General features: G+C 41.9%; 16 protein-coding genes. 4 read left to right on the top strand and 12 right to left on the bottom strand.

Annotated elements, in window-relative coordinates; genetic code table 11:
• Positions 1–14: 14 nt before the first annotated feature.
• Complete coding sequence (locus ACM0OT_RS13325; protein ID WP_414564819.1) at positions 15–1,196, bottom strand: GNAT family N-acetyltransferase; 1,182 nt, start codon at positions 1,194–1,196, stop codon at positions 15–17.
• Between the two features lie 117 nt (positions 1,197–1,313).
• Positions 1,314–2,054 (bottom strand): RibD family protein, encoded by a 741-nt coding sequence (locus tag ACM0OT_RS13330; protein ID WP_414564821.1) that lies wholly within the window; start codon positions 2,052–2,054, stop codon positions 1,314–1,316.
• 292 nt (positions 2,055–2,346) lie between these two features.
• On the opposite strand from ACM0OT_RS13330, the gene ACM0OT_RS13335 reads away from it, so the two are divergent.
• Positions 2,347–4,530, top strand: a complete 2,184-nt coding sequence (locus tag ACM0OT_RS13335) for a sensor histidine kinase (RefSeq protein ID WP_414564822.1) — start codon at positions 2,347–2,349, stop codon at positions 4,528–4,530.
• A 22-nt stretch (positions 4,531–4,552) separates the two neighbouring features.
• On the opposite strand, the gene ACM0OT_RS13340 is transcribed toward ACM0OT_RS13335, so the two are convergent.
• Both ACM0OT_RS13340 and rnc read right to left on the bottom strand, forming a co-directional pair.
• A complete protein-coding gene (locus ACM0OT_RS13340) occupies positions 4,553–5,587 on the bottom strand; it encodes a Gfo/Idh/MocA family protein (RefSeq protein ID WP_414564823.1) in 1,035 nt (344 codons plus the stop codon).
• Positions 5,588–5,757: 170 nt separating this feature from the next.
• On the bottom strand, positions 5,758–6,477 hold the full coding sequence (gene rnc, locus ACM0OT_RS13345) for a ribonuclease III (RefSeq protein ID WP_414564824.1): 720 nt from the start codon (positions 6,475–6,477) through the stop codon (positions 5,758–5,760).
• Between the two features lie 325 nt (positions 6,478–6,802).
• Between rnc and ACM0OT_RS13350 the strand changes: the two genes are divergently transcribed.
• Positions 6,803–7,099: a hypothetical protein gene (locus ACM0OT_RS13350; RefSeq protein ID WP_414564958.1), complete on the top strand. Its 297-nt coding sequence runs from the start codon at positions 6,803–6,805 to the stop codon at positions 7,097–7,099.
• A gap of 13 nt (positions 7,100–7,112) precedes the next feature.
• On the opposite strand, the gene ACM0OT_RS13355 is transcribed toward ACM0OT_RS13350, so the two are convergent.
• The 8 genes from ACM0OT_RS13355 to ACM0OT_RS13390 form a co-directional block, all read right to left on the bottom strand.
• Positions 7,113–7,817, bottom strand: a complete 705-nt coding sequence (locus ACM0OT_RS13355; protein WP_414541541.1) for a mobilization protein — start codon at positions 7,815–7,817, stop codon at positions 7,113–7,115.
• Between the two features lie 158 nt (positions 7,818–7,975).
• Positions 7,976–8,848, bottom strand: a complete 873-nt coding sequence (gene truB, locus ACM0OT_RS13360) for a tRNA pseudouridine(55) synthase TruB (RefSeq protein WP_414564825.1) — start codon at positions 8,846–8,848, stop codon at positions 7,976–7,978.
• 70 nt (positions 8,849–8,918) lie between these two features.
• Positions 8,919–10,616, bottom strand: coding sequence for an ATP-binding protein (locus ACM0OT_RS13365; protein ID WP_414564826.1), 1,698 nt, complete (start codon positions 10,614–10,616; stop codon positions 8,919–8,921).
• 263 nt (positions 10,617–10,879) lie between these two features.
• The gene (locus ACM0OT_RS13370; RefSeq protein WP_414564827.1) at positions 10,880–11,329 is read right to left on the bottom strand and encodes a response regulator; all 450 of its coding nucleotides are present in this window, start codon (positions 11,327–11,329) and stop codon (positions 10,880–10,882) included.
• A 337-nt stretch (positions 11,330–11,666) separates the two neighbouring features.
• Complete coding sequence (locus ACM0OT_RS13375; protein ID WP_414564828.1) at positions 11,667–12,263, bottom strand: Uma2 family endonuclease; 597 nt, start codon at positions 12,261–12,263, stop codon at positions 11,667–11,669.
• Between the two features lie 104 nt (positions 12,264–12,367).
• Positions 12,368–14,602, bottom strand: a complete 2,235-nt coding sequence (locus tag ACM0OT_RS13380) for an ATP-binding protein (RefSeq protein WP_414564829.1) — start codon at positions 14,600–14,602, stop codon at positions 12,368–12,370.
• A 654-nt stretch (positions 14,603–15,256) separates the two neighbouring features.
• Positions 15,257–17,032 carry an alpha/beta hydrolase gene (locus ACM0OT_RS13385; protein WP_414564830.1) on the bottom strand — a complete coding sequence of 592 codons (1,776 nt, stop codon included), beginning with the start codon at positions 17,030–17,032 and terminating at the stop codon, positions 15,257–15,259.
• Between the two features lie 820 nt (positions 17,033–17,852).
• Positions 17,853–18,161 (bottom strand): DUF3067 family protein, encoded by a 309-nt coding sequence (locus ACM0OT_RS13390; protein WP_414541533.1) that lies wholly within the window; start codon positions 18,159–18,161, stop codon positions 17,853–17,855.
• Between the two features lie 229 nt (positions 18,162–18,390).
• Here ACM0OT_RS13390 and petC point away from each other — a divergent pair, with 229 nt between their 5' ends.
• Entirely contained in the window at positions 18,391–18,930 is a 540-nt protein-coding gene (petC, locus tag ACM0OT_RS13395; RefSeq protein ID WP_414541532.1) for a cytochrome b6-f complex iron-sulfur subunit, read from the top strand.
• A 91-nt stretch (positions 18,931–19,021) separates the two neighbouring features.
• Complete coding sequence (gene petA / locus ACM0OT_RS13400) at positions 19,022–20,023, top strand: cytochrome f (protein WP_414564831.1); 1,002 nt, start codon at positions 19,022–19,024, stop codon at positions 20,021–20,023.
• Positions 20,024–20,125 lie beyond the last annotated feature (102 nt).

Consider the following 20,125-nt stretch of genomic DNA (forward strand, 5'->3'; position numbering starts at 1 on the left):
TCTTTTGTAATTTCTTAATCATCACGTTTACTGAAAGGCAAATCCTGATTAATCGCTGCCATTTCCTCTGCTTCCAATTGATTAACTTCTCTAATATAAGAACAGAGAATTTGTTCTAAACGATTATTGTAAAAGCGGTGCAGACTGTGATTAGGCAGAGCCGGAAAACCTCGGCGTTTTTTGTGCCGTCCTCCCGCACCAGGATCAAAGCTTTGAATACCGTGAGCGATCGCCCACTCAATTGGTGCATAATAGCAAGCATCAAAATGTAGGCAATCTATCTCTTGAAAACTACCCCAGTAGCGCCCATATAAGCGATCGCCTTTATACAAACAAAAGGACATCCCTACAGGTTGACGCTCATCTTGCTCATGATACGCAGCAAAAAATAACACTCGATGACGATAATTATGGTGTAGCTGCTCAAAAAACTGCTTAGTTAAGTATTTGCTACCCCACCAGCCGAATTTGTCACAAGTATCCGCATAAAACTGATACATCAAAGGAAATAAAGACTTAGGAATTTCATCACCAGTCAATGCTTGTAGTCGTAACCCAACTTTTTCTACAGCTTTACGTTCTCTCTTGATATTGCGACGTTGATTAGCGTTGAATAATCCTAAGTAATCATCAAAAGTGTTAAACCCGACATTTTCCCAAATGTAGCTGTGATGTAACCAAGTTGTAAAACCTTGCCGTTCCAGCACTAGACGCCATTGGGGATCGACATACAGAAAATGACACCCAGAAATATGATTTTTCAAACAAAAAGCATCAATTTCATGCACCATCATTCCTGTAATTTCATCCTCATCTTCCCCCGGAGCAATTAAAAATCGATAGCCCTCAGCTGGAGTAAATGGAGTCATTCCTAGTAATTTAGGATAATATCGGACTCCGATGCGCTCGGCTAACTCTGCCCATTGGTGATCAAAGACAAATTCGCCATAACTATGACCTTTTAAGTACAGTGGCGCCGCCGCAATTAGTGTCCTGTCTCGCCACAGCGTCAAGTGATTTGGTAACCAGCCTGTTTTAGCCGTAGCACTCTGGGATATTTCTAAATTATTTAGCCAATCCCATTCTAAAAAAGGCGTATTGAGTGGTATTGCCAAAGCATCCCAAACACTTTGAGGCACTTCCGCGATTTTATTGATCCAAACGCTAGAGTAGTGAGGCTTAATTTGTTCCACCATTGTCAGGCTTTTCAGGGGAATGTAGGGACTGGGGGGATGAGATGGGGAGATGAAGAAGTATTTTTCTTGTCTCCTTTTGTTTCCACTCTCTACTCCCTATTTCTCTAATAAGGTAATCTAATCTGCTGATTGTTGCAGCCGATAGTGTAAAAATACTTCCTGCTCAACTTGGTGAACTTCTAGAAGTTCTAATTTTGGAGCTAATTGAGAGATAAAGCCTGTGCCTTCTACTGGTGTGGGGGCAGTGACACCACCTAAAATTAATGGGCATACTGTCAGCCAGAGTTCATCAATTAAATCTAATTCCAGCATAGAAGCTACTAATTCGCCGCCTCCCAAGACCACCAAGCGTGTTATATCTAGACATGCCAGGTGTTGCAAAGCCGCTGACATGTCAACCTTGCCCGTTGATGTGTCAAAAACTATAATTTTATTAAATTTGGGAGGATAATCATGTGTGGATTTTACCCACGTTGATTGAAGTGTGTTTTCTCTGGCTTGCCAAAGGCTTGCTCCCTTTGTTGTTGTTAGTAACCAACGTTCGATTGGCTGTTGAAAAAACTTAATTTCCGGATTAAAGTCAGCAGAGTGTGTAATCACTATATGAACCGGCTGGGCGGGCTTGCCTTCCTGCATTCGGTGTTGCAGCAGAATTGCTTGTGATACGGTAAGTGTTGTACCGTAGGCACGAAGAGTGCCAGCACCTAGTAAAACGGCATCAGAGGCAGCGATTTGTGCTTGTAGGTGCGCTTTATCAGCCCCTGAGCCAAACCGAGCAGGCGATCGCCTACAATCTGCTATCTTGCCATCTGCACTCATTGCCAAAACTACTGTGGTATGAGGACGGCGTTGCATCATAGGGTTGGTTGGATAGTCTGGATATTTTTCTTGCTAGTGTGTTGATTGCACAAAATCTCTACCTGCAAGCTACTGTTTACCAATGTCATAACTGGATCTATATGCAACACAAGTCACTTTCACATCTACCTTATACAAGTTTTGGTATAGCATGTTTTAGCTTATATGTTCAATTTTTCTTACTTTTGGGGATTGACAATCCGAGTTTAATAACTTAGTCAAATGTCTCCTTTAGCTGTTCTGATGGCATATCAGTGCTTTTGTGGTTTACAGATGCGAAGTGAGTTACTAGATGGCTAAGTCCCGTCAATCATCCTTTCGACGTATTTTAGTAACAAGAATTTTGCTTTTATTTGTCCCAGTTTTATTATTGGGAGAGATTGTGGCGTTGAATAGAGCCAGGTCTAGCCTGTTGAAAACTGCCCGTCAGAATCTTACAGAAAGCGCTATTTTTAAAGGTGAGAAAATTGCTAATGCGATCGCAGCCCTAAAAACTCAATTCTTAGCAATCAGTCAAACAACAGTTCTTCAGTCAGGTTCTGCCACCGAAATTCAAGAATACCTCACTTACCTAGCAGAACAACTACCAACTCACATAGAGTGCCTGCAATTAACTGATCGACAAAGTAACGAGATCATTGCCAGTACCTGTGGCGACAAAGTAATTGCCCAACAGAGTTTACCTTTGAGTAACAAAGTTAATATCCAGAAAATATTACCGCCAAAAGTAGGTACAACTGGTAAAAAACATACGCTTAATCAACTGCAATTGTTGTTTTCTGCCCCAGTCTATTCTCCAAATGGAGAGTTGCAGTATGTTTTGAGTGTTCAATCAACATTGTATAAGCAAACCAGTAATCAACCAGGGTCACTAACAGGCTCTACCTTGGTGATTGCTAGAGACGGAACGATTTTAGCCCATCCCGTGGCAGAACAAGTAGGGCGTAATATTCAAGAATACCCAGATGGTTCCAGGCTCAAAAGAATAGTTAACCATGCGATCGCTGGGCAAAGTAGTTCGCTCAATTTATCTTTGCAAGAAGGGCCAGAATTAGTAGCTGGCTATACAGTTATTGCCGATCCTCTGACAGAACAGCAGGGGCAACAATGGGTAGTTTTAGCTGTAACCACTGTGGATAATGCTTTGTTTGGTTTAGAAGAAATCAAACTTATCCTCATCGTTTTGACAGTTGGTTTAATTGGTGCAAGTCTGTTGGCATCATTTTATCTAGCTCCTTACCTAGCGAGTCCTGTAGAAAAATTGCGAGACTATGCCCTCAACCTGCACAGCCACCACGCTGCACAACCAGTACCCCAAGACTTCAACATCCGGGAGTTCAATCAACTGGCACAAGCCATAGACCAAATGCTGGAAAGGCTGAAAGCCTGGGCAGAAGAACTAGAAATTGCTTGGAAAGAATCCAAAACTGCTAACCAAGTTAAAAGTCAGTTTTTGGCGACAACTTCCCATGAGTTAAGAAACCCACTCAATGGCATTATTAACTGTATACGCGTAGTTCATGAAGGCATGTGCGATAGCCGAGAAGAAGAAATTGAGTTTCTCAAACGTGCCGATGACACAGCTATTCACTTGCTAGGGATTATTAACGAGCTACTAGATATTTCCAAAATAGAAGCAGGTAAACTCTCAGTAGTTACAGTACCTATTGATCTACGCCAAGTTCTCCTGGAGGTAATTAATTTACAATCAGTTAATGTTCAACGAAAAGGTTTGCAGTTAAAAACAGACTTGGGTAGTGATTTAATACCAGTGAAGGCCGATGCCGCCAAGTTGAAGCAGGTACTAATTAATATTATTGGCAACGCCACTAAATTTACTGACGAGGGCAGCATTACCATTGCCACAGCCATTCAACAAGATAGTTATGAAACATCTCAAGTAATAGTCACCGTTACAGATACAGGTTTAGGCATAGAACCTGCACAACAGCACAAATTATTTCGCCCCTTCGTGATGGTAGATGGTGGTACAACACGCAAAGTTGAAGGTACAGGACTGGGACTAGCGATTTCACGAAATTTAATGGAACTCATGGGAGGTAGCATTACTCTAGAAAGTGCTGGTCTTAACCAAGGTACAACTGTCAAGATTACTTTGCCGATGATTGATATTGACCAATTAACTACTCCCACAAAGAAAGAAGATTATCAAAAGTTGGGAGTCTCTACTGGAGATGAGGCGGTAGGGGAAGTTAACTCAGATGCTACTCATGAAGAAGACACTCCGTCTAACTCCAACGGGATCAATGAATCTCACCCAGTTGAGTTAGATGAAGAAGACACTCCGCCAAATTCCCACGGGATCAATGAATCTCACCCAGTTGAGTTAGATCAGGGAAAATTTGAACTACCACTTGTGGAGAATAATTATGAAATGAGTCTCCTACCGCCCCAACAGCCCCTTCCCCTTCTACCCTCGGCAGAAGCATATGCTAACCAAACTACTGAAAAGTAGAAAATTGTCCCCAGACACGAGTCTATTCTAGAAACACAGGTTGTCCGCCCTGGTTCAGCGATGCTGTCAAACCAGAGAGAATTTTTACTAGTTCTGTGCCTACCCAGCCAGATGAAATGTTGGCAGGAGTATTCTCAATCATACTGACAATAAAGCGATCGCACACCCGCTGTAAAGGTTCACCGGGTTCTATTTTTAACACCTCTCGCCTTTGATTCACAGGCAAAAATTGATTTCCTTGATGTTCAAATTCACCATGTAGCAAAGTTAAAGGTGATGAGGGTGACATTTCATCAAAAATCAAGCTACCGAGGCTACCCACAACCACAAGTCGTCGCTGTTTATCAGGGTTGAGCCAGCACAGGTGAATATATGCCTGAAAGTTATTTGGATATGTCAGTGTTACCCACACTAAGTCTGCTAATCCTGATACAGTCCCTATACTTCCTTTTCCTTGCAACCATACAGTACCTGTAGCTTGTACCTTCACTGGTACTTGACCCAGCCAGTTGTTAAAGATGGCAATATCATGAATGGCTAAATCCCATAAAGCATCGACATCTTGCCGGACTGGCCCTAAATGGGTACGAGTAGCATAACCATAACGCAGATCACCTAATTGACCTGCTTGAACTACACCTTGCCCTTGCTCTACGGCTGGATGAAATAAGTAAGTGTGGTCAACCATGAGTATTAAATGCTGCTGCTCTGCCAATTGGCAAAGTTCCAGACATTCTGCTGTGTCTAGAGTTAGGGGTTTTTCTGCCAAAACATGGTATCCCTGCTTGAGAGCGTCCTTAATTAAGGCATAGTGGGTTGTAGCTGGAGTGGCAATTACTACTGCTGTCAGTTCTGGTAGTTGCTGTAAAGCTTCCCACTCGGTAGTCAAAAGTATATTTTCATCCAAGTTAAATTGCTGCTTCGCTGCTACCAACCTTTCTGTATGAGGGTCTACTATGGCCACCACACTCACTTGGGGATGTGCTAAAAAAATCCGTAGTAAATGTACTCCCCAACGCCCAATACCAATAACAGCTATTTTAATTTGGTTAGTCATTAATCATTAGCCCTTCTCTACGAGACGCTACCGCGGTAAGCGCAGCTATGCCGTAGGCTTTACGGCTACGCTCATGGTAAATCATTAGTTATTAGTCATTGGTATAAAAATTACCAACAACTCACAACCGACATTTTACCCATATCTCGGCTGATACGCTGCCTATGAGTTCAGGAATTTTCCTGATTAGCAATTGCTAAAAAAGCTACTTTAGCTGCTGCTTGTTCAGCGGCTTTAATTGAGCGTCCCTTTCCTGCACCTAATTTATTTTCATGTAGCCAGACTTCAGCTGCAAAACGCTCTTGATTTTGATTAGTTTGATGAACTTCTACAACTCGGTACTCAGGTAAAACTTTAAATTGTGCTTGTGTCCATTCTTGGAGAGCCGCTTTGTAATTCAGTCTAGCTGGATCGAGGCGAATTTCTGTGGCTAGTTTTTGGAAATGATCATCTAGCCAAGGGCGAATTAATTCTAAATTATTTGTACTGAGGTAAAGCGCACCTAAAACAGCCTCAAAGGCATCGGCTAGTCTTGATTCTTGACCAACTTTATCACTGGTAGCACTACCTGCAACTAGCAAATATAACTCTAAACCATATTCTCTAGCTAATTGAGCGAGAATGCGATCGCTCACCAACACCGAACGAATTGCTGCAAAATCCCCTACTGGACATTCTGGATATTTTTCCCACAACACAACCGCCGCAGCTAACCGTACCACTGCATCACCCACAAACTCCAACTGTTCATAATTTGCCGAATCTGAAACAGTGGGATGAGTTAAAGCTAAATCCAACAGTTCCCATTTGATGGGTAATCCTGTTGGTAGACCTAACTTTCTAATTAAACTTTCAAGTTGGCGTTGGCGACGTGGATAAACAAGTGTCATCAAATGAAGATGGGGGAGATGAGGCAGATTATATAACTCTTAGCTTATTTTAACAACTGGCTGGGGACTTTTAAGACTAAGTTTAATTACTGCAATTCAAGTAAAAATAAAAACATCAAAAATTGAATTGCAATGATTGCAGGTATATTCATTAGCTTTACTGGATTAGACAGATTAATCAATAAAATCTGGACACCAGCTGACAAAGCTTTTAAAAAATGGTGCTATTTAGACATACTTAAATTTACCTATCTTGTTGACAAAAATCCAGTAGTGGCTGGTCAATGCGTAAGTCCTATAATGAATAAAAATTAGCATGGCCAATATGAGAGCCAGAATTGAAAACACAATACTTTTTCTCCACCATGAAGACTTACCCGAATTAAAAAAGGGGGGTTCTGTAGTCAGAAATTCATACTTTTGGGCGTTACGTTCAATTGCTGGTCGAGCTTCCCGTTATCGTGATTGGGAATATGAACCAGAGGTTTGGTTAGCATTGGCGCGCATGTTGTTGTCGTTCGCTGAATCTGGGTATTTAGGTTATAAAGAAACTTTTTTGGAGTTTCCCCTATCTCAAGGGGAAATTCCGGCTGTTTTACGAGATGTTTCAACTTGGGAATAGCTTGAGAGCTTTTCTATTTAACTTCTTCATACCAAATCCCTACTTTTTCAAAAGCAGCATAAGCAGATTTGAGAAATTGTACAACCCGCTGTTTACCAAGCACTCCAAATTCTTTATACTCTCGTGCTTCCGCAAAAGTCAAACGATGTTGGTCAATTAGATTTCTTTCTCTGTATGACAACTTAGGAAAATCCACCACCTTGATTTTATATTGTGTGACTAAATTCTGAATGGCAGCATCAGAATCAACATGCTCCCAATCATCGCACAACCCTAAATTTCTCACCAAAATATGCGGGATTTTTTCGCCGTAGCTATTCACCGACTGTGCAAACAAGTTGAGGCTATCATATCCGCCAGTAGACACAAACCACTTGCAAAAACTCACGCCCTCAGAACTTCCCAGTTCAAGTAACTGATTTCTTTCAATCCAGCTTTTGACGGCGCGATGGGATTGTGCAGCTAAATTTACAATCACTGGCTTAGACATGGCCATCTCAAAAATCTTATCAGCTTTATCGGCGTGCCGTTCATCTTCAGTAAACACAGCATACTGACATATTCCCTTATACACACCCGCTACATCAGGATTAGACCGATCAGTCTCCACAGGTACAAATGGTATTCTTTTATCCAAACAATATTGAATCATAGTTCTGGTGAGCAGAGATTTCCCTACTCCACCCTTTTCACCATCCACTAAATGAATCGTCGGCATAACAGCTACTCCTAACACTGATTGAAGTCATTTAAAATATCTGCAATTAGCTTAGTGGATGTTTGGAGTTTTACGCTGAGTAACTTTGTTAACTTTCTCAGATATGTGCTTTTTTTAAGGTTCAGGTGTTGGGTATTGGCAAAAGACTTGAGTGTTGATCAATTTTTTAGGACTGTTGTGGGTATCAATATATCATCTTGTAGTTTACCAATACCCAGAAAGCAAGCCTCGTCATCGTAGACTCTGGTTATACCAGAAAAATCCAGCGTCAGCGGAATTTTTTGTCCCTGACACCATTTTTGGGCTGTTGTCGCTGGTAATGTCAGCGTGGGTAAATGTTGTAAGGCTGCATCAAGAACACTGGGTTGAAATGTCTCGGCTTGCAATTGTGTTTCTAAATCGGTCAAGGTGAGACTGTCTGTTAAGTTGAAACCACTGCTGTGGGTACGGATTAAAGCGGCGAGAGTCCCGCCAGTTTCTAAGATTGCACCTAAATCGCGGGCGATCGCTCTAATATATGTACCACTACCACAGGCGATCGCAATATCCAATTCGGGAAAATCTCCTTCCCGCCAATCCATAATTTCTGTATGAAAAATTTCTACTATCCGTTTGGGAACTTCTACTGTTTCACCTCTGCGTGCTAAGTCATACAGGCGTTTACCATCTACTTGAATTGCACTATAAATAGGTGGTATTTGCTCAATTTTGCCTTGAAATGGTGCCAAGGCTATTTTCACATCTGCCAAATCCAATTTTGGACAAGGTTGAGAAGCAATAATTTCACCTTGCAAATCATCAGTTGTGGTACGCACACCGAACCGAATTGTGGCTGTATAGGCTTTGTTTTCTGGCAAATATTGTAATAATCTTGTAGCTTTACCCAAAGCAATAGGTAAGACACCAGTAGCGGCTGGATCTAATGTTCCTGCATGTCCCACACGTTTGAGGCGCAAGAGTTTCCGCACCCGCGCCACGCAGTCGTGAGATGTCCAGTCAAAGGGTTTGTTTAAGTTGAGAAAGCCTTGCACAGTGATTGGGGAGTTGGGAGTTGGGAGTGGGGGGAAGAAATTGTCTAATGAATAATGACTAAATTACGAATTACTTACCGGGTTGTTTTGGTAAACTGACGGTGAATGTGGTTCCTTGTCCTACTTTACTGGATAAGGTGATGTTGCCACCATGTAACTCTACACAAGCTTTAGCGATCGCCAGTCCTAAACCTGTACCGGGAATGGTGTCTACGTTGCTACCACGACTGAAGGATTGAAATAAGTTTTTTTGATCTGCCATCGGTATCCCAATTCCCTCATCTTTGATGTGCAATATCACAAGTGATTCTTTACCGATGAGGTGAAATTCTACAGTACCGCCTGCGGGGGAGTATTTAATGGCGTTGGAGATTAAATTTATAAAAATTTGTTGTAAAAGTCCGCGATCGCCCCAAAATCCTTTAATATTGCCAGTAATTTTAAACACTAATTCGTGACTTTCGCCTACTGCTTCTCGTTCTTGGTCTATGAGGTCAGAGAAAAATTGCAGTAAATCCAGCGGCATTGGTTTAAACTTGGCTTTGTCTAGTTCAAATTGGTTGACCAACAGCATATTATCCACAAGCTTGGACATATACCTAGCTTTCTGTTCAATGATGGATTGAAATCTTTTTTGTTTACCATCATCTAGCTGTTGACCATGTTTTACTAAAGTTGATGCAGCAGCCAAAATTGAAGTTAACGGTGTTCGACATTCATGGGAAACCGTAGCAATGATTTGAGATTTAAATATATTGAGTTGTTTTTCTTTCTTTAGTGCTGCTTGAGTTTGGGCTAATAATTCAGCTTGTTGAATTGCGATCGCCAGTTGCACTGAAACCTCATACAGCATCTGTGCATCATGAGTATGCCATTGTGGTTCCTCTGTATTATGAGAGGCTATCAACAAACCCCACAAATGAGGATTAGGGTCACCGTTATAACTTATATTAATGGGAACTACTAAATTGGCTTCGGTATTAAATTGTTCTTTCAGGCTAATAGAATTACTTAATCCCAGTTCATAAACGTAAGGCGTTGGGGATTGAGAATTGGGTACTGGGTACTGAGTACTGGGAGATGAGAAAGAAATATTGTGATACAAGCTCAACTTTTTTCCCCCTACTTCTTCTGCTTCTTCTGTCCCACTCCCGATTCCCCACTCACTACTCCCTAAAAAAACTGAAGAAGCAACAATTTTACTACCTGCGTCTGGAGCAAATTTATATACCATCACGCGATCGCACTGGAGAAGTTGCTGTACTTCTGCTACAGCGGTATTCAAGATTTGCTCTAGGTTCAGAGACTGACGAATTCGCAGCGCTGTCATGGCAATTAGGCGCTGTCGTTCCTGAATTTTACTTAGTTGGGCTTGTAAATACGACTGTTTAATGGCATTACGGACTGCTATTTGTAATACATCCGATGTCAGGTGTTGCTTAACCAAATAATCCAAAGCACCCTGTTTCATTGCTTGTACAGCCACCTCTTCATCACCACGCCCTGTTAACATAATCACGGGGACGGAGGTTTCAAATATTTCATGCTTGAGCTGATCGAAGAGTTCTAACCCACTCATATCAGGTAGGCAAAAATCAAGCAAAATCACATCACAGCGAAATTTTTGGCACAAAGCCAGTCCATCTTCTGCACAGTCTGCCTCTAAAATTTGGTAAGAATGGTGCGGATCTTTGAGAAGATATCGGCGATAAATTTTCCGATCTGCGGCACAATCATCAATGATTAGTAGCGTCCACGTGTCCAACATAAAATTTATGAGGTCAGGGAGCCATGTAGATCCCTTTTATCCAGATTATGTTTTGTTGCATAATTCTAAAAATAATATAAAATAAATATAAAATAAATCTTATTTCTTAATTAATTATAAAGCTATACTGGAGAAAATGACGCAAATCAACCGCAGGAAGACAAAAAGACACAACGACTCCCAGAGGAAAACGTCTCTGTGTCCTCTCAACCTTCCCGGCAATGCGTTTTTCCTTAATGCCCCATCAACAGACAATCCACAAATTAATCCCGGCGTGGCGGAGTATTGGTTTCCAGCCAGTAGTCAACAAAAGCCTGAATCGTCTTTTTTAGTTCCTGAGCATCCATCGGCTTTACCAAATATCCATTTGCGCCCTTTTGGTAGCATAATTCAATATCCTTGGGGTTCGAGGATGTGGTAAAAACAATAATCGGGATTTCTTTAAAACTCATATCTTGTTTGAGCCTCTCTAAGATGTCACGACCATCAATTCCTGGTAAGTTGAGGTCGAGCAAGATCACAGAGGGTCTTATAAGTACTTTAGAATGGCAATCGCTCTTCTGTTGATACAGCAGTTCTAAAACCTCATCCCCATTGGTACAGCGATGGATAGGATTCTGGACAGCCATCCGCCGCATCAGGCGTTGCAACATCCGAAAATCTTCATTGCTGTCCTCAACAACGAGCAGAGGCTCATGAAGTTTTGTTGTCATTACTTATTGGCTAAACGTAACAAAACGAAACATTTTTTGTACATATTTTAACAGAACGCGGCAATAAGTCTCTCACTATAGCTGAAAGCTTGGTAGTTGGATGAATTATGAGAAATAATTTGTAGTGGAATGACAAGCCTAAAATGGTTTGATAGATATAACTCTTGTAGTGCGGGCATCTTGCCTGCACCGGACGGGCGAGACGCCCATCCTACAAGATAAATTTAATGCAACATTTTAGCCTTGCCACCCCAGTAGCGTGTGTTAACCAAGTGCGATATCTAACGACAAGCCGCCAAGTGTCTACACACCTGGAAAAATTGCAGCAGATAACCAGCTATTTTTGCAGCGCTTGTTGAAAAGTCTTGATGGCATCAACATGATTCACCATATTAATGCAGCGTAACAACAAATCCAAATCTATCCCTTTGACCTCTTCACTACTAGACACCCTTTCATAGTGAAGTGCGTTGCCCTCTGAGCGCAGGTGATAAACTTCTAAGACACCATCTTCCCAGAACCACAGTTCCGGAATTTTTAGCCGCTTGTATGCTTCAAGTTTATTAATACCACCACTGGTAAACACCACCTCAATAGCAAGGTCAGGACGCACTCGACCAGGGGCAAGTTTGTAGGATTTATCTGCCTCTCGCTTAACAGCACCCGATTCACTTTCCAAGGTCATTGAGCCAGTTGGAGTAAAATCAAACCCTGCCATGAGCAGGTAAAGTTCCAACAAAGCGCCGATCCTTTCTTTGACAGTTTCGTGGGGTTCTCCTGGCATTCTGCGAATCTCCAAAATACCATCCAAGAAAGATAGCCGATACCCTGGACGGTCTAACAACTGCTCAACGGCTTTGAATTCTCTCCAAGTCAGTCCCTCAAACAAAAGGGGTAATTCTTTTGGAGGTGTAGCGATCGCTGCTGGTGTCATTTGAGTCTCCAGTCTGTTGCCAGATGAGAACTAATTGTTTATTTTAACTTTTTTTGGGAGCAAGCCTCGATTCGCATCACACAAGGGTGATGGCAGGTTCTCAATTAATTCAGCGTAAAATAGAATGCCGAGCCAACACCTAAGGTAGAGTCAACCCATATTTGACCATCGTGCAGCTCAACAATTTTTTTGACAATTGCGAGTCCTGCACCTGCACCCCCACCATACTTTTCCTGAGAATGAAGGCGCTTAAATAATCGAAAAATTGTTTCTAAGTGATGTTCGGGAATCCCAATACCGTTATCTCGGACATAAAAGACGAGGGGATGTTCATCTGTATCTAGGTAGCCAATTTCCACCCATTGGTTTGGCTTCTCGTTGTATTTAAAGGCATTACCAATGAGATTACTGAAGATTTCATTTACAAGAACTCGATCACACTGAATGGTTGGTAAGGGTCGGGGAATGCGAATATCTATAAACTGCGTTTCTTGGCGACTAGCACGAAAGACATCAATCACATGGTTAATTAATTCATTCAAGTTGGTTGCTTGGCGGTGCAGTTGTACTTGTCCTAACTGGGAGAGGCGCAAAAGAGCATTAATCAGCGTTTCCATCCGCACAGACAAAGTTACCACTGTCTCTAAGCACTCAATTCCTTCATCATCTAATACTTGGTTATAGTCTTCTAACAGCACCGTTGAGAAGTTATAGATACCCCGCAAAGGTTCCTTGAGGTCATGAGAAGCAGCGTAAGCAAAGGAAGCTAATTCTTGGTTACTGCGCTCCAACTCTAAGTTGATTTTGGCTAATTCATCGGCTTTAGATAGTACAATACCAACGATGGCATTCCGCAGAGCGATCGCACTATCAAGTTCACATTCTTGCCAAGGTAAGGAAGTTAAACGTACAGTTTCTTGCCATGCCGCAAAAGATTTGCGCGGACAAAGGGTAACACTACCATCAGCCTCAACTTTTAGCGAATCGTTGGGGTTTCCTGCCCAATTTACCGTTTGGATGACTTCAGGGCGAAACCAAAGAATATAGTAGCGGCGAACTTTAGAAATTCGCAATAGCAGTAAGCCACTTGCAGCATCTTTAAATGCAGTCGCCTCTGGGTAAAACTTCGGCAGAGAATCGCTAGCAAACAAGTTATCGTTAACTTGGGTATCTGCCCATTCAATTAAAGCTTGTACCTGATGAATATTTGGTGTTGTCCCCACCAAGGTAATTTCATTATCCAGGCAAACTGCCGCGCCAAAAGCACTAACTAAATCCAATAAGCGGATTTCTGGTTTGATGAGGGCATCGATAAAATTATCGGCTTGGGAAATGGACTCTAAAAACTCCGACTGGAGCGATTTTAGCTTGACCTTATAGTCCCATTGCGAATGACTAATTTTGTGTGCTAACTCCGAAGATGCAATCTGTCCCAAAAATTCGCATATCTTTTGCACTTCGTAAGGCAGATACTTGGGAGTTTGATGATGACAAGAGATTAATCCCCAAAGCTGCTGATTTTCAATCAGGGAAATTACTAACAGCGAAGTTACGCCCATGTTTTGATGATATTCAGCACAACACGCATCAAAACTTCGTAGCACAGAGTAGCTTAAATCAAGAGGAGGATTTTCTTGAGGAAGTAGTTGGACGGGTTGAGCATTGATATCGGGGATAAATCTCCAGCAACAGCGCTTGTATAATTCCCTGGCTGGTGCGGGAATATCTGTAGCTGGATAGTGGAGTCCTAAATATGTTGATAAGTCGTCACGTTTGACTTCAGCAACTACAGAACCTGCTCCTTGCTGGTCAAATTGATAAACCATCACTCGGTCAAATTCAGTAATTTCTTGGATTTGTTTGGCTACTAAATGCAAAAATTCCGTCAAATTTGATGTCTCTTGCATTTGAGCGATCGCTTCACCTGCCAAAGCCTGAAACTTTAGGAAACTCAATGCTAATGCCGCATCTTTAGGTTCTAGTTCTAGAATCACATAGTCTTCTGTACGGTGAGTAATACCGTAAAAGTAGCGATTCCTATGTAAAGTATTAATAGTAACTTCGAAAACTTTAGCACTACCAACTTTTTTCCCCAAACACTGCTTGACGACTGCAACCTGTTTAGCGTTAAGCAAGTAACTCAGGGGTTGTCCTAGCAAATCATCGACATCTTTGCCCAAATATTCTTGGGTGTTATTACTGACTTGCTGAATCTCTAGCTGGTTATTGAGTGCTAAGAGTACGCCATGAGGTTGAATAGAGCCAGGAATGTGAATGGGTATGCGATGGTGATTAGTCAAAGAAGTAGTTCGGGCAAAGTTATCTTCAGACTGGCTCATAAATCAACCGACATAAAGCTGATTTTTTGCAAAATGCAAATAAATTTCACATTTCTTAAGATTATATAGTGAATTTGTGATTGTTAAGATTTTTATGCTAAAGGCAGCCTGAGTGTTCTCTGGAGTTGGGCTAAGTAACATGAATTAAATAACATGCAAGTCTAGTTTTTGACCTCACCCCGCCTTTGACTTGCGTCAAAGTCTCCCCTCTCCTTACCAAAGCTACGGTGTACACACATCTCTGTGCTGGGTGCAAAATTTGGGTTGATCCCCCTAAATCCACGCCACTTGCTACAAGTCGGGAAACCCGCCCAACGCAGTGGCTCCCCTTCAAAAGGGGGACTTTGATTCTTTTCCCCCCTTTTTTCTACGCCGAAGGCGCATCCCCGAAGGGGTTTAGGGGGGTTAGGGGGGATCGAAACGTTGTTAGACAAATTAATAAGACTTGTGTGTACACTGTAGCCTTACCAAAGAGAGGGGTTGGGGGTGAGGTTCTGTATTTTATTAAATCCACATTCCTAAGTTAGGCTACGGCATCCTTGTTTATTTTTAACTGGTAGAGTGTGTTATGGACTTTAGTCCAATGTACCGGAAAACATTGATGGTGCGCGGCGCGACAACACACCCTACTTGTTAAGGATTTGGGGTGTATTCCTAGATAAAAATCGTTACCCGTAGCATGGCGACACCCACATCTAACATCCAGAAGCCAAAATTAACTATGGGGTTGGGAAACTTGGGTTTTAAGGAGTCACGATTTAGGGCTTGGGCTAACTCAGTTTGGCTGAAAGACTGGACAATACTCAAACCGAGAGATTCACTAGAAATAGTGTTGGTATAAGCGGCGTTGAGATAGGGGAGGTATTGTGATTTGTTAGCAACATGTGTTTGAAAGAAAGGTAAACTCAAAACATTCATGTAGTAACGCGCTTGGGAAGCATCCCCAACAACATCGCTGGGTAATGGGACTTGCTGGCTAGCTGGGTTACCATCACCAATTGTGGAAAAATGAGTTCCACCCAAAAGCATTACAAGATATTTGTGGGAATTGGTCAACCAGGAGAAAGGTTGAATTTGTTCATAGACAGCTGGTGCGACAGTATCATCACTACTACCGACAATCATCACGGGAATTTTAACTTGGCTTAAACCTGCTTCCCCAAAAATTGAACTAGTAATGGGGTTCACTGCGATCGCAGCTTTGATTCTGTCATCCTGCAAGTTATACTCTGGGTTGGACTTGCCATTTAACGCCAAAGCACTACATTGGAAGTGTAAAGACATATTCCAGGTTTTGTGTAGGACTTCTGGCTGACAGTCTTTTGCTAACTGTTCAAAGTTAATTGTCGCCCCAGCCAAAGCTAAAGCTGTGTAGCCACCCAAAGAGTGGCCGAATATTCCCACTTGTTGCAGATTTAACCGACCATGAAATCGTGCATCAGACTGGTTAATTGTCTCCAGTTGATTTAATACATATTTCACATCCAAAGGTCGGTGTTGAAATTCCTCTGGTTCGATAACTTCGCTGGCTTGTTTATTCAAAGATGATTGCAATTGTTTAGCATCGCTTCCCGGATGATTGGGCACCACTACAGCCAATCCGTGGGAAGCTAGATGTGTAGCTAAATATTCAAAGTTGCTACTGTCTGTACCCAAACCATGAGAAATCACAATTACAGGTGTGGGACTCTGGACATCAGGAATGTAAACATCAGTCAACAATAGCCGATGGCGTGTAGAGTCGAACAACCTCAGTGTGTGTTTTCGGGACTGAAACTGTCCTTGGCCACGTAAATCTGCTAGTTGTGAGAAATTTAAAGGTTTGGGGATGCTAGCAGCTTCTATATTAGACTTTTGGGTAACTGCGGCGATGGCCTGATTATTTTCTTTAACTACTTTCTCTAGTTCCCCGGCTATGGCGAAACTGCGCCTTAAATCAATGCGGATGCTGCTATGGGGGTATTTCCGCAACAGATTTAATAGTGTTAAACCTTCCGGTTCCCCAGAGGCGGAAATCAATGCTGACCTTAAGGCATAAAATCCGCGTTGCGGTTGTTGACGAGATTCGGGTTTAATTACTTTTGCTAACCGATGTAGCAACAATTCTCCTTGGGGTGTGTAGAGAAATTGTGAAACGACTACTGGACTTACTTTTACAGGTGTGAGTAAAATTCTCTGTAATTCTTGAAACTGTTTTGGTGACAGATATTGCTGATAAATTGCTAATTCATCTTCAATGACACCATTTTTGGCATAATTTGCTAAAGCACTAACTGAAATTGATATTTCTAGGGCAGAAAAAGATGTGTAAATTCGCTCTGCTGCCATCATAGAAGCATTCATAGCAAATGTTGGCAGCAGCATTGAAAGAACCAGCAAGAGCGAATTTTTGCTCAGGGTGCTTGTCCAATTATCAAACAAACTATTCATCGCTCAACTGTTTCGGTGATGTTGTTTCACTAGGCGTTGGCTTTGGTAGTTACTGAGACACCCTGGAAATTCAACTAATATTATTTGCCTTCGTCTGATGAATTGTGATTGAGTTTTTCTTTTGATAACAAGGTGAAAATTTAAATGTGGTAAAAACACATAGGTAGAGCAAAGATTCACCTAGTAAAAGATTAACTCCACTGGCTTGCACTCATTATGAAATCATAACAAATAAAAAATTACCTCACCTCAGTATTTATCATGTAAATTCGCTGTTAATTATCAGTTTTATTCCAGGCGATCGCTACTGAAATACATACCACTAATTCTGCACCTAATATGCCCATTAAGCTGAGGTGTTCTGCAAAAATCTCAACAGGTGTAATTACTGAATAAAATCAAGTTATCAGAAGACAAAAATATGACTACACTAACTATTTAAGCTTCTTTATGGTTTGATGAACGGCAACAATTCCATAAGTAATGAAGGTATTTAAAGCACAAAATAGTAAAACAAATGCCTAGAAAATATGCCAATTGATAATGGTTTACAGTTGAGCAAATGGCATGAATAATAAAGCACATGCACTATAAATAATCAGCATAATATTCATGGAAGACCAACTTTGTAATAATTGCTTTTGTGCTGCTGCACCTAAAACAATCCAAGAACTACCAAAAATATATTTACCTGGGGTTGTAATTAAATTTGTGTATTGATCACAAAAAAATGCGGCTTGATGAAATCAAAAATATATTTTCTTAAGACTTTTAAGTAAATATGCTGGGTGCAGCATGAGAACATTGGGGCGATCGCCAATCACACAATCCATTCTGAAGCGCGCTCACCTAAATCTAAAGGAATACTCACAGCTTTGCCCAGTCTAGGGCGATCGCGTGTTTGTTGAATAAATGTTTGTACTTGTACAGCGCTGCCTAAAGCCTGAAGATAGTTAGCCACACCGTCAAGATGCTCTTGGTACTCGGCCTCACTCAAAGGAAAAGAAGCTTGCTCCAGATACTTCCACATGACTTGGAGAAATATCTTACCCTGTGTACGTCGAAACTGAACATCGTACGAGTAGCCCCACTTGTCCAGCAATAGTTTACGTAATTCCTGTCCTGTCATAGATTTCCTCAATTAGATTTTACATTTAGTTATGATGTTACGTTCCGTAACTCAAGTATGATAGGGATATAAAGAAATGTAATGCTAACAGAAGAGATGCTACAAATATCTTGGAATAAAGAGTTTTAGCATCGTTGTAGGCGTTGGCATTTCCACCCAAACAGGAGTTGCTCAAGTACTGGTACTCTTGTAAGAATGCTTAACAAAATACACACAGAGCGCGTAGGTTATGGCTCAATTTTCTGAATCAATGGACGTTCCCGATATGGGGCGTCGTCAGTTCATGAATCTGCTCACTTTTGGCACTGTCACAGGTGTGGCTCTGGGAGCATTGTATCCCGTAGTCAAGTATTTTATTCCACCAGCTAGTGGTGGCGCTGGTGGCGGTACAACAGCAAAAGATGAGCTAGGCAACGATGTCACCCTCAGCAAATTTCTAGACACCCATAATGTAGGCGATCGCACCCTAGTTCAAGGACTCAAGGGCGACCCCACATATGTTGTGGTAGAAAGCAAAGAAGCAATTGGCGATTACGGCATTAATGCCATCTGCACCCACTTGGGTTGTGTTGTGCCTTGGAATGTGGCTGAGAACAAGTTTAAATGTCCTTGTCACGGTTCCCAATACGATGCCACTGGTAAAGTAGTCAGAGGCCCAGCACCACTGTCTTTGGCTCTCGCACACGCCAAAACAGAAGATGACAAAATCGTCTTGACCCCTTGGACTGAAACCGACTTCCGCACTGGCGAAGAACCTTGGTGGTCATAACACAGTGCTGAGTGCTGATTGCTGAGTCAAAACATGGCTCTTGACCAATGACCAATGACCAATTAATCAGAGAATCGTTGTCCTTATCGAGATGAGAAATGCCTGTACAACAGCGAGGTTAACTCGCACAGCTAGAGCAATTACCAAAACATTGCTCATAGCGATCGCTACCTTGACATTTTACTTCACTAGCGATCTAGCTCTTCCCCAAACCGCTGCTGCTTATCCGTTTTGGGCCCAACAAACCTATCCTGAAACCCCCCGCGAACCAACCGGGCGGATTGTTTGCGCTAACTGTCACCTAGCCGCCAAACCAGCAGAAGTGGAAGTACCCCAATCAGTGTTACCTGATACCGTATTTAAAGCGGTGGTGAAAATTCCCTATGACACTGGCGTGCAGCAGGTAGGTGCTGATGGTTCTAAAGTTGGCTTGAACGTTGGCGCTGTGTTAATGTTACCGGAAGGTTTCAAAATTGCGCCGGCAGATCGCATTTCTGAAGAACTCAAAGAAGAAGTCGGCGATGTTTACTTCCAACCCTACAGCGAAGAAAAAGACAATGTACTTCTTGTTGGGCCCATACCCGGTGAACAGTATCAAGAAATTGTCTTCCCAGTTCTTTCTCCCAACCCCGCAACTGATAAAAATATTCACTTCGGTAAATATTCAGTACACTTAGGTGCTAACCGTGGGCGTGGACAGGTTTATCCTACTGGTGAAAAGAGCAATAATACCGTTTACAATGCTTCCGCTACTGGCACAATTAGCAAAATTGCCAAAGAGGAAGATGAATATGGTAACGCCAAATATCTAGTCAACATTCAAACAGACTCCGGTGAAACCACTGTTGACACGATTCCCCCAGGGCCAGAATTGATTGTTTCTGAAGGTCAATCTGTAACTACTGGTGATGCTTTGACTAATAACCCCAATGTTGGTGGATTTGGTCAACAAGATGCAGAAATCGTATTGCAAGATGCTTCTAGAGTCCAATGGTTGATTGCTTTCATTGCTCTGGTAATGTTAGCTCAAGTTATGCTTGTGCTGAAGAAGAAGCAGGTGGAAAAAGTCCAAGCTGCTGAACTTAATTTCTAAAATCTTTGCTAAATTGATATTTTTAATGACAGGTGTAATACCTGTCTTTTTTTTATTTTAAGAAATCTGTTTCTAGGAACTTGTAGCTGCAACTGATAATCT

The sequence above is a fragment of the Anabaena sp. CCY 9613 genome, assembly GCF_963920895.1.
Taxonomy (GTDB): domain Bacteria; phylum Cyanobacteriota; class Cyanobacteriia; order Cyanobacteriales; family Nostocaceae; genus Cyanocohniella.